Genomic DNA, 14663 nt, shown 5'->3' with positions numbered 1-14663 from the left:
GGAATTTTAAATGAAAAGAATTGAAGCCATTATCAGGCCAAATAAAACTGATAATTTAATTGATAAACTCGAAGCAATTGGGATTAGTGGGTTAAATATTACAGAAATTAAAGGCTATGGATCTCAAAAAGGTCATTCAGAAACCTATAGAGGTGTAACCTATAGAATTAGACTGCGCAAAAAAATAAAGGTTGAAATAATTGTCGAATATACCGAGGTTGATCAGATTGTTGCAGCAATTAAAGAGGCAGTTCGGACCGGTGAGGTTGGAGATGGAAAAATATTTGTCTCTGATGTAGAAAATGCAATCAGAATTAGAACTGGGGAAGAAGGAACTGCAGCTCTTTAACTAAATTTGATAATATTATTAAACTATCACATAATAATATTATATAATAAGAAAACCCTGCCCGATTGATTTTCCTTCTCTCGGCAGGGTTTTTCTTTTTACACTTTTTCTTCACTTATTGTATCTGGTTAATTTATATCTGCTATATAGAATTAAGTTGAAAATATTTTTAAATAAATTGGATGCTAAATATTCAGCAAAGATAATTAATCTGACATTAAATTTACAAATAGATGGACCAGCTCCGGGTCAAACTGACTCCCCGCATTTTTCTTAATTTCTTCTAAGGCTTCTCTTTTAGATACTGAAGCTTTGTAAATTTGGTCTGTTGTCATTACATCATAGGCATCAACTATCGCAATTATTCTTGAGAGCAGAGGTATCTCCTTTTCTTTTAAACCCCGGGGATAACCACTACCATCCCATCTTTCGTGATGTGATAAAACATCTTCAGAAATATGAGAAAACTCCTCTGTTGCATTTAAAATCCTGTGACCAACTGCTGGATGAGACTTAATTTCTTTCCATTCAGCTTCTGTTAAGCTTCCTTTTTTATTTAAAATCTTTTCGGAAATTACAGTTTTGCCTATATCATGCAGCTTGGCAATCAGTGTTAATTTATTGATTTCATTCTGACTTAAGTCAATCTCTTCTGCCAGTTTTACGGCCAGATCTGCCATTCGGTTTGAATGACTTGAGGTTTCCTGACTTTTTTCACTGAGAGTTTTTAAAAGTGTATTTAAAATATTACTTTTGATACTCCTGCTTTCAGTCAGTTTATTTTTATACATCTGAGATTCTGCCTCATCTAATATATCAAAAAAATCTTCAAAATAGTGTTTTTTGACCCCATATCCCAGAGCTGCGGAAAGCGGTAATTTCCCTCCATCATCAAATTCCAAAAATGTATTGGAAATCTTTTGATTAATTCTTTTAACTACCTTTTTAACTGCTTCAGCACCAGTTTCCGGCAGTAAAATAACAAATTCATCCCCACCCCAGCGTGCAATCAGATCATTATCCCGACAGCTTTCTTTTAAAATCCCGGCCATTTTTTGTAAAAGCTTATCCCCTTCATTATGGCCGTAGGTGTCATTTACCAGTTTAAGACCATTTAAATCTGCCATGATCAGTGCAGTTGGAAGTTTGATTTCCTGATTTAGGTTTTGAATTTTCTTTTCCAAATAAGAGCGATTATAAAGATCAGTTAAGCTATCATGATAACTGGCATACTTAATTTTCTCTTCACTTTTAATTTTATCAGTTATATCACTCTGAATTGAAACAATTCCCTCTTCATTATTGGGAAGAATTATTTTTCTTTCCTGAAGCCGGATAAATCTCTCCTCACCACTTTTGTTAGCAGAGGGCAGCTCATGGACCATCACTTCACCGTTCAAGATTCTTCGAATATTCTCACTTGCAGTTTCCTGATAATCTTCCGGGACAACTGTCTCAAAAACTGTATTATTTAATAGCTTTTCTCTGGAATAGCCGGTGATTTCTTCCATAGCTTTATTAACTTTTAAAATCTTCCCCTGTTTATCTTCTATCATTACTCCTACAGGTAAAATATCAATTAATTTAGAATAATACTGTTTTATATTGTTATTTAAATGATTTTGATAAAAAATTTCAAGATTATCTTCTATTATGTCTTTAGTAAACTGCAGCTGTTTTTTTACTGCTGGATCAAATTCTCGCTCCTGAGTGTCATGAATACAGATTGTCCCGAAAATTTCGCCAGTAGGCCAGAAAACCGGAAATCCTAAATATGACTTGAGTCCCAGTTTAAAATCTGGAGCCTTACTCCAGACCTGATTTTCAGCAGCAGTATTTATTTCTAGTTTTTTCTGGCTCTCCACAACAGTTTGACAGTAGTGACCGGATAGTTTTAATTCATCACCCTCCGAAAAAATATTTCCCCCCTGCTCACTAACTTTAATTATTCTTAAAAAAGGCTGATTATATTCAGTCAGCAGGGCATCTTTAACCACCGCTTTCTCTACCAGCAGTTCCAGCAGTTTCTGCCATTGTTCCTTTGTTTTTTCAGGAATTTCAATCTTTTTTGACTTCATTTCTAATCTTTCCATAATATCATCCATGGTTTTTACCTCACATATTTAAAGTCCGGGTCAATTACTACACAATACTCTTAAACTATTTTTTCCCATTCCTGATACAAATCTTCTAACCTCTCATTTTTAGATTCATATTCAGCCTTTAATTCCTGTAGAAGTTCAAACTTATCTATATTTTTTTCGGCAGTCATCTCTGCCTCTAACTCTGATAATTTATTCTCCAGTTTTTCTATTTCAGCCTCAATTTCTTTCAGCCTTTTCTGTCTTCTCATTTCCCGGCTGCGGGCCTCTTTTTGAGCCTCATAATCAAGTTTGCCTTCACTTTTTTCTTCCTCTTGCTCTTTTTCTAACTGAGCAGAGAGTTCTTTTTTCTTTTTTTCTTTATAATAACTGTAATCCCCATAATATTTCTGCAGTTTTTGATTTTCTAATTCATAAATAAAGTCCACAACTTTATCCAGAAAATAACGGTCATGGGATACGATTAAGACTGTACCCTGATATTCCTGCAGTGCTTCCTCCAGCACTTCACGTGACGGTAGATCCAGATGATTTGTGGGCTCATCAAGAATCAGAAAATTATAATTCCCACTCATCAACTGCAGCAGTCTTAATCTACTTTTTTCTCCGCCACTTAACTGCCTTACCTTTTTAAATACATCTTCTCCGGTAAATAAAAAGGAAGCCAGCATATCCCTTGCCTCCGAATTTGTAACAGCTGTTTCCCGCTGGAGAGCAGTTATAAGATCATCTTCGGGGTTAAACCCCTCAAATTCCTGGCGATAATAAGCAGGATAAATGTTAGTACCAATTTTAACTCTACCCTGATCCGAACTTATTTCCCCCATTATAATTCTCAAAATTGTAGATTTACCGGTCCCATTATCACCAATAATGGCAGCTTTATCACTCCGATGCAGTTCAAAATTGACATCTTGAAAAAGTGTTAAGTCTTCAAAACTTTTACTTAAGTTGTCTACAAATAGAACATCATCTCCACCCCGGATCTCAGCATCAAGCTCCAAATTCATCTTTTTGCCTTTAAGTTGAGGTTTTTCAAGACGGTCAATTCTTTCTAATCTTTTTTCCATCGCTTTTGCTCTTTTAAACATTTTTTCGCTATCCCGGGAACGTCCCCAGATATACAGCTGTTCTATCGCATCTTCCAGTTCCTTAATTTTTTTCTGCTGATTTTTATATTCACGCAGACGCTGCTGATAGCGCCTCTTCCGTTCCTGCTGATAATAACTGTAATTACCGCTGTAATCTTCATTTTTTCCATTTTTAATTTCTACAATTCTTTCGATTGTATTATCCAGAAAATACCTATCATGAGAGATAATTAAAAGACTGCCCTGATAAGAATTAAGATAGTTTTCCAGCCATTCTACTGATTTTAAATCAAGATGATTTGTGGGTTCATCTAACAGAAGTAAATCCGGCTCCATTAAAAGCAGTTTAGAAAGTCCAACTCTTGTTTTTTCTCCACCACTTAACTGGTCTAGAGTTTTTTCGTTTATTTCTGTTTCATCAAAACCCATACCGGCAGCTACCTGTCGAATCTTACTCTGATATTCATAACCTAACCCTTTTTCAAATTTTTGCTGTAGAGCACTATAGACCCGCATAGTTTTTTGTAGATCGTCAGAATGAGCTTGAGAGTCTTCAGCTCGTTCACCATGATGAGCAATTTTTTGCTCCAGACGCTGCATCTCTTTTATCTGCTTTTTAACATTTTCAAATACTTTTTCTAATTCCTGATAGATTGTTAGTTCAGATTTAAAATCGGGTAACTGATCTAAATATCCGACCTCAATATCATTTCTAACTGAAACTGTACCTTCAGAGTAGTGCTCCTGACCGGTGATAATCCTGAAAATTGTTGTTTTACCGGACCCATTGGGTCCAATTAAGGCAACAGCTTCTCCCTGATTTACATTTAAGGAAAAATCTTTAAGTACAGTCTCTATTCCATATTCTTTTTTGAGATTATTAATATTTAAAATAGCCATTTTAAATCACACATTTCTTTTATCTTTATAATTTATAATATAAACTAATCTGAATATAAAAATAGATTAATATAATTCCGGTTTAGCAATTTTTTTGCTATTCTTAAAAACTACCGCCAGTGTTCCTGGACCGGCGTGAGAACCAACTGCAGCTCCAATTTCACTGATAAAAACTTCCTGCGGCTTAAACCTTGATTCAATTTTAGCCTTTAATTTCAGTGCAAATTCTTCATTCTGGGAATAAGTCAGAGCTATTATCTGTTTTTCTGGCTGATCTGCCTTTTTTTCTATCTCATTTAAGAGATAAGAAATCATTCTTTTTTTTCCTCTTACTTTATCATGGTGCAAAATTTCTCCATCCTGAATATGAAGAATGGGCTTGATATTTAAGACATTAGCCATCACCGCTTTAGTTTTAGAAATACGACCTCCACGTTTGAGCATCTCAAGATCACCAACAGCAAAAATATGTTCCAGTCTGGAAGCATCATCCATCACTTTTGCCACAACATCTTCAATCGAGTTTCCAACCTGCAGCATTTTTGCCGCCTGATACACTAAAAGTCCCTGACCAACTGAGGCAGCTTTAGAATCAATTATTTTAATCCGATCACTGCCCAATTCCCTTTTTGCAATTACAGCGGACTCTAATATCCCACTCAATTTTGAAGAAAAAGCAATAACCAGTACCTGATCATATTCTCTCAGAGCTTTTTGATATACTTCTTTAAATTTTACCGGAGTAATCCGTGAGGTTTTGGGAACATCCTGCTGCTGACTAATTAAATGATAAAACTCTGCCGGCTGCAGATCAGCCCGATCATAATACTTTTGATTATTGATATTTACTTCTATATTTAAAAATTCAATATCATAGCTGTCCACAATATCTGCTGGTAAATCAGAACAGCTATCTGTTATTATTTTAACTTTTGACATAAAAATACCTCCCTGTGAAACTCTCCCCCGGGTTTAATCTTTACTTAAAGTTTAAAGTTCGAATCCTCCTCTCGCTGTCGAAATAATACTGCAATACCACCAATAACCTGGACTACATCTGCACCAGTTGCTGTTGCCAGTTCCTCAGCTGCCGAACGAGTTTCTCTGCCTGTGCTTTCTAAAATTCTCACTTTTAAAAGCTCATGATCTTCCAGAGCTGCATCTAACTGCTCAATCACAGAATCAGTGATTCCATCTTTTCCAACATGAACAACTGGATTCAAAGAATTTGCTTCTCCTCGGAGATAGCTTCTGTTTTTTCCTGTTAACATTATATCACCTTCTTTCCGATTAATAATTAATTAAGATAATAAATATCAATTAACTATCAGATTTAAATTAAAATTTATTCAACATAATCAAATTCTAAGGGACCAATAACTACTGTGTCATCCTCTTTAACCCCTTCTTTTTCCATCATCTTATTTAAACCATAGTGTTTTAAAACCCGCATCAATCTCTGGACAGCAGCATCATTATTAAAATCAGTTTTCTCAAGATAGGAATCAAGCAAAGTACCCTTTATTTCATATTTGTCTTCATTTAGTTTTTCTATATATAATTCATCAACAAAATCAGGTTTAATTACAACTTCTTCCTCTTTTTCGATTTCTCTTTCTGGGAGTTCCTCCAGGCGCTGACCCAGATGATAAATCAATGGCTTACAGCCCTCACCTGTTACTGCGGAAATAGGGAATACACTGTAACCACGATCATTTAATTCTGATTTAACTTTTTCTATATTCTGTCTCCCTTCTTCCAGGTCAATTTTGTTTAAAGCTATAACCTGTTCTAAAGAAGCCAGATAATCATTGTATTTATTTAGTTCATTATTGATAGTTTCAAAGTCCTCAAGCGGATCTCTGCCCTCAATTCCTGAGACATCAATTACATGGACTAAAAGTCTTGTCCGCTCCAGGTGTTTTAAAAATTCATCACCCAGACCTGTACCCTGGTGTGCTCCTTCAATTATACCAGGAATATCAGCCATAACGAAAGATTGATATTCTCCAAATTTAACAACACCTAAGTTGGGATGTAGAGTTGTAAAATGATAGGAATCAATTTTAGGTTTAGCATGTGAAACTTGAGAAATCAAGGTTGATTTCCCGACATTAGGATAGCCAACCAGACCCACATCTGCCAGGACTTTTAATTCCAGTCTAACTTTTCGCAGTTCACCTTTAGCGCCGTTTTCTGAAAAACGTGGAGCCTTACGAGTTGACTTTTTAAATCTGGCATTTCCTTTACCACCTTTACCACCTTCAGCAATTACATACTCATCTCCTGCCTCTTTTAAATCAGCAAGAAATTGACCTGTATCTAAATCATAAACCATTGTTCCTGGCGGTACTTCAAGGTAAAGATCTTCACCATTTTTGCCGTGCATCTTTTTCCCCTGACCATTTTCTCCCCGCTCAGCTTTATAAATATTATTATAACGGTAATCAGCCAGAGTATTCATTCCTTCATCTACTCTGAGGATAATACTGCCGCCATCTCCACCATCTCCACCATCAGGACCCCCCTGATCAATATATTTTTCGCGGCGAAAACTGACAACTCCATTACCACCATCTCCGGCTTTAACTTTAAATTCTACTTCATCTATAAACATATTTTTCACCCCCAATTCAAAATTTTTTCATCACAAAAATTAAATTTAAACAATTATATATATTTACAGGAAAACATTTGAAATGATTTCTAATATTAAAAAACCCTCAGCACCTAAAGCACTGAGGGACATTATACAATAATATTAGTTAGCAATAGCTGCTACCTGATCTTCTGTATACACACTGATTTGACGATTCTTTTTACCTTTTCTTTCAAATTTAACAAAACCGTCAACCTTGGAGAATAAAGTATCATCACTACCACGGCCAACATTTAAACCTGGCTTAAATTTAGTACCTCTCTGACGCACTAAAATACTACCAGCTGATACAAATTCGCCGTCAAATTCCTTAACACCAAGTCGTTTCGATTCACTATCACGACCATTCCGGGAACTACCAACACCCTTCTTCTGGGACATTTAACTCCACCCCCTTAGAAAATAAATTTTTAAATATCTATAAGTTAAATATTAGCCTCAATGAGCTAATATCTCTGCTAATTTTTTTAATCTATAAAATTAAGCATTAATGTCTTCGATTAAAACTCTAGTGTAAGGCTGTCTGTGACCGGTTTTCTTGCGATATCTGATCTTTGGCTTATATTTGAAAACGACAATCTTTTTATTCTTACCCTGTTCGATTACCTTTCCCTTAACAGAAGCTCCATCAAGCATTGGAGAACCTGCTTTAAGACCATTATCATCAGCAAAAGCTAAAACCTGATCAAATTCTACATTTTCGCCTTCCTCAGCAGAAAGCTTTTCAATTTTAATTATTTGACCTTCTTCAACGCGGTATTGTTTACCGCCAGTTTTAATAATAGCGTACATTATATGTTACACCCCCCTTACCTCAGACTCGCCGGATGAGGCACCCTTTATTGCAAGAGATTTGTCAGCCTGTACCGTGCGGTTTTGGCACCTTCAAAATGAAGGCTGGATAAATAACTCCAGATATAAATTCTAGCATAAATGAGCCCTTTAGTCAAGGGAATGAACAAAATGAGTTAGCAAATTATCAAGGCACTTATCCTTAAAATTATATTTTTAATGATTTATAAAAATAATTTAAATTTTTATGCTGATTATGCCAGATGTGCTCTGGCGTAAGTTCGGTGCATATCATCAATTATAATCTCGACTTCATTATCAACCATATTCCCGGCACCATTAACTATAATAATATATCCATCTATGCGGGCAATACCTGCATTTTGATTGCTGGCATGCTGATCCTCAATTTTAACTGTGATTCGATCACCTGCATCTAAATCTAAAACTTCAGGCTGCAGATCCTCTTTACTACCTTTTTCAATAATCATATCCTCATATTTCAGTTCTGCATTACCGCTGATAAAAATATCAATCCCAAATTTATCTTCCAGTTCCTGCAGTTTTTCACCACCTGCTCCAATTAAAACCGCTGCCACTTCTGGATGCAGCTCTAAAGAAACAGCAGGATATTTCTTTCTGCTGGTAATCTCATCAATTTTACGAATCACCTTCATGGCTACTGTAGACTCTGATAAAACCTTTCCGGTTCCACCACAAACTGGACAATCCTTCTGCATTAAAGATCCAAAACCTTCTCTTACCTTTTTACGGGTCATCTCCAGCAGTCCCAGCTGGGTAAAACCTAAAATAGAAGTCTTAGTTCTGTCTTTATCCAGCTCATTTGCCAGCAGATCAGTCACTGACTGCTGATCAGAGTGATTGTTCATATCTATAAAGTCAATTATAATTATACCACCAATATCTCTTAATTTAATCTGACGGGCAATTTCAGCTACAGCCTCTTTATTGGTTTTAACAATTGTATCCTGCAGGTTCTTTTTACCTGTAAATTTACCTGTGTTAACATCAATAGATACCAGAGCTTCTGTCTGATCAATTACCAGATATCCCCCCGATTTAAGCCAGACTTTACGCTGCAGTAAACTTTCTATTTCTTTTTCGATATTATATGCAGCCAGAATAGGAATATTGCGCTGATAAAGTGCAATTCTATTTTTTAAATCCGGTGCAAAAACTGAGGTTAGATCAATTAATCGCTGGTAATCTTTTTTGTCGTCTACTACTACTCGATCGATATTTTCATCTAAATAATCTCTAATTAAATTTTTGAGTAAATCTTCTTCCTGATATAAAATATCTATATCATTTTTCTGAAAGAAATCATTTCTAATTCTCTTCCAGGTTCCAGATAAAAAATTATAATCATTTTGCAGCTTTGTATAGCTTTCATCACGGGCATTAGTCCTAATTATCAGCCCTTCTTTACCATCTTTTAAATCCTGTGCGATTGATTTTAAGCGTCCTCGCTCTCCATCATCATTGATTCTGCGTGAAATTCCAATTTTATTATCAGAAGGAATATAAACAAAAAATCTACCCGGAATCGAAATTTTACAGGTGACTTTAGCCCCTTTAGTTCCCATTGGCTCTTTGACAACCTGCACCATCAACCACTGTCCCGGCTGTAACACATGTTTAACATTCAATTCTTTTTTGCTTAACTTCTTTTTCTGCTCATTACTTAAAATTGGATATAAATCATTTATGTGAATAAAGGCATTGCGGGCAATTCCAATATCAACAAAAGCTGCCTGCATTCCAGGCAGTACATCCTGCACTCTTCCCCGATAAACATTACCTGCAATCTTATGATAGGTATCTCTTTCAAAAAATAAGTCTTCCAGCGAATTATTATTTAATAATGCTGCTCGTCTTTCTCTATATTCCGAATTAATAATTATTTGTCTACTCATCTATCTCAACTCCCGATAAATTTTTCTGTATAGGGAGGCTTAAATTTTTCTTCATCTTTAACAAAAACTCCCTCTCTTACAACCTGTAGAGGTGAAAACTCTTTTATTTCTGGATGTTTTTCTCTTAGAGCTCTATTAAGCTCCTCCGGTCTTACATTTCCTCTACTCCCGGTAACAACTGCAAATTCCCATTTGTTTTTTGCTTTAATTTTTGCAGCGAATATTCTTTCCTTTAAATCTATTTTTCTGTCTGATTTCTTCCTGCGGTGTCTAACAATCATAATTTCTTCCTGATTCATAAATTCTTCCAGCATTTTTTTTTCCTCTTCCAGACTTTTGGCTTCTCTATAATTAAAATTAATAGTATAAATCGCAGTGTCAACTAAAGATGAAAGTGATCTAATATCAGCCGGTATTTTTACTGCCTCTAAAAATCTTAAATCTTCCGGTGAAGCAGAGTTTAAGTCAGCCAGCAATTGTTCTGGCTCCAGATCAACTTCTAACTCCAGATCGAAATATTCTCCTTTACTGATTAAACCAACAGCAAGTGGTGGTCCAATAGCAAGATTGATTCTCGGGTTATAGCCCTGAGAAAAAGCTGCCGGCAGCTCTGCTCTTCTAATTATTCTCCTTAAAGTTTTAATTACTTCCAGATGCGAAATATACATCAAATCTTCTAATTTAGCAAACTTAATTCTGTAATTCATCTCTTCTACCACCTACTAACTCTAAATCAACTTCAAAATTGCCGCAAACTGCACAACCGTGGCATTCAGCAGTTCTGCAGTCATCAATCAACACTTCCTGCCGGGCATTTTTATACTCCTTCAACAAAAACGTTTTAGGAATACCGATATCAAGCTTTTCCCAGGAAAAAATCTCTTCTGCTCCTCTTTCCCTTAAATATTCTTCCGGTTCGATTTCATTTTCTCTAAATGCTTCTCCCCAGATCCTGGGTTTAAAACACTCATGCCAGCCTTCAAAACGGCTGCCTTTTTCCCAGGCAGAAACAATTACATCTGCTAAACGCCTGTCTCCTCTGGCAAGTACACCTTCCAATCGAGAAAGTTCTGGATCATTCCAGCTGAAAGAAAAACTTCTGCCCTTAATATTATCTCTCAAATAATCATGTTTTTTAATTATCGTTTCAATATCATCCATCTGATGCCACTGAAAAGGAGTAAAAACTTTGGGTACAAAGGTCGATACACTGACTGAAACTTCAATTCGCCGCATTCGTTGTTTAGTGTTTCTGCGAATTTCCTGTCCAAGATCTCTTATTTTTTGAGCCATCTCTGCAATCCCTCTGACATCTTCCATTGTCTCAGTTGGCAGTCCAATCATAAAATATAGTTTAATTTTAGACCAGCCATTTTCAAAAGCAGAGCGGGCGGCACTGTAAATATCCTCTTCACTGATATTTTTATTAATCACATCTCTTAACCGCTGTGTTCCAGCTTCTGGAGCAAAAGTTAAACCTGTTTTTCGCACTTTGTTAACTTCTTCGGCCAGTTCTACAGAAAATTTATCTACCCGCAGTGAAGATAAAGAAATACTGATCATACGATCACTGAATCTCTCGGTCATTTTTTGAATCAGATTTTTGGCATCAGTATAATCGACTGTGCTCAGAGAAGTTAGAGAAATCTCATCATAACCTGTTGACTTCAATGCTTTTTCGGCCAGGTCCAGCAGGCGCTCAACACTTCTTTCTCTAACAGGTCGATAGGCCATTCCAGCTGCACAAAATCTGCAGCTTCTAGTGCAGCCTCGAGAAATCTCCAGGACAACTCTCTCATGGACTGTATCCCGGTAAGGGACAATAAAATCGGTTGGATAAAAAGCCCGGTCTAACTTTTTAACCACCTGTTTTTTTACTCTTGCTTTTTCTCCCTCTGCAGAATTTAATGCTAAAATTTCACCATTATTTCCATATTCCTCCCCATATAAAGAAGGAACATAAACTCCTGGCATTTTGTTTAATTTCTTTAAAATTTCATCTTTACTTAAAGCTTCAGCTTTTAAATTTTGATATTCATTTAAAAGCTCTATAATTAAAGATTCTGCTTCTCCAACAAAAAATAAATCTATAAAATCTGCTATCGGCTCAGAATTAAAAACGGTAGAACCACCGGCAATTATCAGCGGGTCGGCATCCTCCCTTTCGGAAGCATAAAGAGCGAGTCCGCTTAAATCAAGCATATTTAGAATATTGGTATAACTCATTTCGTACTGTAAGGTAAAACCTAAAATGTCAAAATCTTTAATTTCATGGTAAGATTCCAGTGTATAAAGTGGAATCTCCTCTTCCTTCATTAACTCTTCCATATCCTGCCAGGGAGCATAAACTCTTTCTGCCAGCATGTTTTCTTCCCTGTTGATCAAATGATATAAAATTTTGAGACCCAGATGAGACATTCCAATCTCATAAACATCTGGAAAAGCAAGCGCTACCTTTAAGCTTTCTGGATCCCATTCCTTATTAATTGAATTCCATTCATTACCAGTATATCTTTCCGGACTGGATATTTTATATAAATTTTCTATAATTTTTTTCTTAAATTGCAAAAAACCACCTCAAAGTTTAGAACATCAATTTATTTTTTCTTAAGTTTACATTAATTACGATTGCAACTGCAGTCAGCGAAGTCAGCATAAATGTACCTCCATAACTAATAAAGGGAAGTGGAATACCAGTAATCGGCATAATCCCCATTGTCATCCCAATATTTTCCAGAATATGAAATAGAAACATTGCCATTACCCCTACCACAATTAGATAACCGTAACGATCTCTGGCATTTTCTGCAATATTTAAAAACTGCCAGAGCAAATATAAAAATAACAAAATTACTATTGCCGAACCAATAAAACCAAATTCTTCTCCAATTACCGAAAATATAAAATCAGTATGCTTTTCCGGCAGAAAGTTGAGCTGATTTTGAGTACCGGCAAATAATCCTTTACCAAAAATTCTTCCTGAACCCAGAGCAATCTTTGACTGAATAATATTATAACCACTGCCGTGAGGATCTATATTGGGATTAATAAATACAATTAATCTATTCAGCTGGTACTCCTTTAAAAAAGGAAGTGGAGTCTTGAGAGTAACATGGGCAGTTATAACTAAAACAACCAATAAAAATCCGCCCCCAAACACAGCCGCCATATATTTAAAATTTCCACCACCAGCAAAGAGCATTACCAGATAAATAAAAAATAGAACTAAGGCAGTTCCTAAATCATTCTGTAAAATTACCAGAGCAAAAGGAATAAAGGCTATAATTGAGGGTAAAAACATTCCCTTTAAATAACCCATATCATCAGAATTATTGTCAATCACAGCAGCCAGAACTAAAATTAACATAATTTTTGATAATTCTGAAGTCTGAAGATTAAAAGCACCAATGCTGATCCAGTGTGCTCCTCCCGAAACACCGCGGCCAAAAAATATTGTTGCAGTTAACATAACCAGCATTACAGCATAAATTACTGCTGCATATTCTTTAAAGATTCTGTAATCAAAAGCCTGTAAAATAAAAATCACGAGCAGCCCCAGAACAACTGAGACTGCCTGTTTTTGTAAGAACCTTAGAGCACCATTGTTCATATGATTGATTTCAACAGCAGAACTGATGCTAATAAAACCAATAATAATTAACAGCACCACAGCAAGTGGGACATTAAAATTTAAATACCTCAGAAATTTTTTATTCCAGTTCATTATCAAACAACCCCACTACTTTGAACCCTTGAGGGGAAAATTTGCAACCAGGGCTGTCATATCATCTTCTCGCCTGACATCCATTTCAATTTTTTGAGAATCGACATCTATATATTTACTTAAAACTTCTATTAATTCGTCCCGCATTGCATCCATCTCATCCGGAGTTAGTTTTACTCTATCCTGAACAAGTACAAATTGCAATCTTTCTTTTGCCACACTCTTACTTTTTTTATCATCACTTTTCAAACCGAGCCATTTTAATATATCGATTTTACTCCCCCCTTTATATTAAGATAAACCAACTAATTTTTTGAATCTGCTTATAAAACTATCCTTTTCCAGTTTCATCATTGGCAGATCTTCCCCCATAATTCTGCGGGCAATATTACGATATGCCTGCCCTGCCTTAGCATTATCATTTAAGGCAATAGGTTCACCTCTATTGGTAGAAACTACAATACCCTCATCTTCTGGTACAATACCAATTAGTTCAATGGCAAGAATCTCTATCATATCTTCAATACCCATCATATCTCCACGTTCAACCATATCTGCTCTAATCCTGTTAATGATCACTTCTGGATCACGCAGTCCTTCTGCCTCCAGTAAACCAATAATTCTGTCAGCATCTCGAACAGCAGATATTTCTGGAGTAGTAACAATGATAGCTCTATCTGCCCCAGCAATTGCATTTTTAAAACCCTGCTCTATTCCAGCCGGTGAATCAACAACAATATAGTCCATATCTTCTTTTAACTTCTCAATCAGCTCTTTCATCTGAAAAGGAGTTACAGAAGTTTTATCTCTTGTTTGAGCAGCTGGTAAGAGATATAAACCATCATAACGCTTATCTCTAATCATCGCCTGCTCCAATCGGCAGTTATTCTCTACAACATCGACAATATCATAAACTATTCTATTTTCAAGTCCCATGACAACATCCAAATTTCTCAAACCAATATCAGCATCAATTAAACATACCTTATTACCATGCATTGCCAGTGCAGTACCAATATTAGCTGAAGAAGTAGTTTTACCTACTCCACCTTTTCCTGAAGTAATAACAATCGTTTTACCTGCCAAATTTCATCCCCCCTGGATTTTAT

The 14663-nt window shown here is 35.8% G+C and carries 14 protein-coding genes and 1 other annotated feature; of the genes, 1 reads left to right on the top strand and 13 read right to left on the bottom strand.

Going from position 1 to position 14663, the window contains the following annotated elements:
• Positions 1-10: 10 nt before the first annotated feature.
• Positions 11-349, top strand: a complete 339-nt coding sequence (locus DFR79_RS12040; RefSeq protein WP_133515731.1) for a P-II family nitrogen regulator — start codon at positions 11-13, stop codon at positions 347-349.
• 206 nt (positions 350-555) lie between these two features.
• Here DFR79_RS12040 and DFR79_RS12035 read toward each other — a convergent pair whose 3' ends face one another.
• The 13 genes from DFR79_RS12035 to minD all read right to left on the bottom strand — a co-directional run bounded on the left by DFR79_RS12035 (position 556) and on the right by minD (position 14640).
• A complete protein-coding gene (locus tag DFR79_RS12035) occupies positions 556-2454 on the bottom strand; it encodes an HD domain-containing phosphohydrolase (RefSeq protein ID WP_133515730.1) in 1899 nt (632 codons plus the stop codon).
• A 50-nt stretch (positions 2455-2504) separates the two neighbouring features.
• Positions 2505-4442, bottom strand: coding sequence for a ribosomal protection-like ABC-F family protein (gene abc-f, locus DFR79_RS12030; RefSeq protein ID WP_133515729.1), 1938 nt, complete (start codon positions 4440-4442; stop codon positions 2505-2507).
• Between the two features lie 66 nt (positions 4443-4508).
• Positions 4509-5381: a DegV family protein gene (locus DFR79_RS12025; protein ID WP_133515728.1), complete on the bottom strand. Its 873-nt coding sequence runs from the start codon at positions 5379-5381 to the stop codon at positions 4509-4511.
• Positions 5382-5425: 44 nt separating this feature from the next.
• On the bottom strand, positions 5426-5713 hold the full coding sequence (gene yhbY / locus DFR79_RS12020; protein ID WP_133515727.1) for a ribosome assembly RNA-binding protein YhbY: 288 nt from the start codon (positions 5711-5713) through the stop codon (positions 5426-5428).
• Between the two features lie 74 nt (positions 5714-5787).
• Entirely contained in the window at positions 5788-7059 is a 1272-nt protein-coding gene (gene obgE / locus DFR79_RS12015; RefSeq protein ID WP_133515726.1) for a GTPase ObgE, read from the bottom strand.
• A 144-nt stretch (positions 7060-7203) separates the two neighbouring features.
• Positions 7204-7482, bottom strand: coding sequence for a 50S ribosomal protein L27 (gene rpmA / locus DFR79_RS12010; RefSeq protein ID WP_111571868.1), 279 nt, complete (start codon positions 7480-7482; stop codon positions 7204-7206).
• 99 nt (positions 7483-7581) lie between these two features.
• Positions 7582-7893 (bottom strand): 50S ribosomal protein L21, encoded by a 312-nt coding sequence (rplU, locus tag DFR79_RS12005; RefSeq protein WP_133515725.1) that lies wholly within the window; start codon positions 7891-7893, stop codon positions 7582-7584.
• Between the two features lie 14 nt (positions 7894-7907).
• Positions 7908-7987: a sequence feature (ribosomal protein L21 leader region), on the bottom strand.
• A 160-nt stretch (positions 7988-8147) separates the two neighbouring features.
• Positions 8148-9830 carry an Rne/Rng family ribonuclease gene (locus DFR79_RS12000; protein ID WP_133515724.1) on the bottom strand — a complete coding sequence of 561 codons (1683 nt, stop codon included), beginning with the start codon at positions 9828-9830 and terminating at the stop codon, positions 8148-8150.
• Positions 9831-9835: 5 nt separating this feature from the next.
• On the bottom strand, positions 9836-10537 hold the full coding sequence (locus DFR79_RS11995) for a TIGR03936 family radical SAM-associated protein (protein ID WP_133515723.1): 702 nt from the start codon (positions 10535-10537) through the stop codon (positions 9836-9838).
• On the bottom strand, positions 10521-12398 hold the full coding sequence (locus DFR79_RS11990; protein WP_133515722.1) for a TIGR03960 family B12-binding radical SAM protein: 1878 nt from the start codon (positions 12396-12398) through the stop codon (positions 10521-10523). Before DFR79_RS11990 ends, DFR79_RS11995 begins: the two co-directional genes overlap by 17 nt.
• Before the next feature lie 16 nt (positions 12399-12414).
• A complete protein-coding gene (rodA, locus tag DFR79_RS11985) occupies positions 12415-13554 on the bottom strand; it encodes a rod shape-determining protein RodA (protein WP_133515721.1) in 1140 nt (379 codons plus the stop codon).
• Positions 13555-13569: 15 nt separating this feature from the next.
• Positions 13570-13803, bottom strand: a complete 234-nt coding sequence (gene minE, locus DFR79_RS11980; protein WP_243727787.1) for a cell division topological specificity factor MinE — start codon at positions 13801-13803, stop codon at positions 13570-13572.
• Between the two features lie 42 nt (positions 13804-13845).
• The gene (minD, locus tag DFR79_RS11975) at positions 13846-14640 is read right to left on the bottom strand and encodes a septum site-determining protein MinD (RefSeq protein WP_133515720.1); all 795 of its coding nucleotides are present in this window, start codon (positions 14638-14640) and stop codon (positions 13846-13848) included.
• Between the last annotated feature and the right edge of the window lie 23 nt (positions 14641-14663).

It is taken from the genome of Halanaerobium saccharolyticum, from assembly GCF_004362045.1.
Lineage (GTDB): Bacteria > Bacillota > Halanaerobiia > Halanaerobiales > Halanaerobiaceae > Halanaerobium > Halanaerobium saccharolyticum_C.
Note: the sequence above shows the minus strand (reverse complement) of the source record. Positions and strands in the feature narration are given on the sequence as shown.